Genomic DNA, 1,093 nt, shown 5'->3' with positions numbered 1-1,093 from the left:
CTTCATTGAGATTGTTTCTCTGAACGCCAACATCATCAAATACGAGCAAATCAACACCACACAAGTCATCAATTAACTGTGATTCGGTATATTGAGATCCGCTTTCGTAGGTTTTTCTCAATCTCATCATCAGGTCAGGAAAAGTAACAATCAAAATACTCAGTCCGTTTTGAATTAACCGATTCCCAATTGCTGCTGCCAGATGATTTTTACCTGTGCCGGAATGACCGCTAAAAACAAAACCCCCAAAGTATTTTCCAAAATTGTCAGCATAGTTTTTTGCGTTGAATTTCGCTTGTCTTTGCTCCGTCGTTAAAGCCTCAAAGTTGTCAAAAGTACAATGCTGATGAAGTTCAGAAATACCGGAATTACCCATGATATTGTTCAGCCTTCTGACTCGGTTTTCTTCGAAGATTCGGTTTGAATCCAATTTAGCCTGTTCACGATGCCACGCGAACAACTCATCAACGGTATTGAATTTCGGTTTAATGTGCTTTGGCATCAGTTTAAAAAATCGGGTTAATACTGCATTTGCTGTATTCAAAATTCCTCCTACGTGAGTAAATTATCAAAACTTGGTGTATCGCTCTGTAAGCAACGATAAAATTTTAGCTTTACGAATTACGTTTTTTTCGAGAAAACGGCTCAGAATTGATTACAGCGCGTTTTAGATGGGGTCTGAGCGATAACTTGAGATTGAATTTTCAATTTCAGCTAAAAATCCAAATGCCAATGTTTTTTCTGCCCATCAAAAATCATCAGTGATGAAAACATCCATTTTGGGGATGTCTTTAAATCGATATCGGGATTTCTGCGTTTGGGTCTCTTTGGGTTCAAAAAGTCCTTGCCAGCCATTGGCAATACTGGTGTTGATGATGTCTTCTGGCGAATACCCCCTATCACGACACTTCGTCAGCAGTTTGATAGTCTGGTCAACCGTCATTAGGGATTTGATAGGTTTGTTAATTTCCTTGCGGTACTGTAACCAAGAATGCCAGGTTGATCTTGATAACCAGTTTGGAAGTTCTAGCGAATTTGGGTCAAAAACCTTCGATTTTTTCGTAAGGGAGATTATAGAGGGATCTATTGTAGT

General features: G+C 39.1%; 1 protein-coding gene and 1 pseudogene. Both read right to left on the bottom strand.

Annotation, left to right across the window (positions count from 1 at the left end; translation table 11 throughout):
• Positions 1-544, bottom strand: a 544-nt coding sequence (locus G468_RS0118525; RefSeq protein ID WP_026824215.1) for an ATP-binding protein, incomplete at its 3' end; no start/stop codon positions are given.
• Positions 545-748: 204 nt separating this feature from the next.
• Positions 749-1,093 (bottom strand): annotated as a pseudogene (locus tag G468_RS24540) (replication protein); the annotation flags it as partial.

The organism is Arsenophonus nasoniae DSM 15247, assembly GCF_000429565.1.
Taxonomy (GTDB): Bacteria; Pseudomonadota; Gammaproteobacteria; order Enterobacterales; family Enterobacteriaceae; genus Arsenophonus; species Arsenophonus nasoniae.
This window is presented reverse-complemented; position numbering and strand designations above follow the sequence as displayed.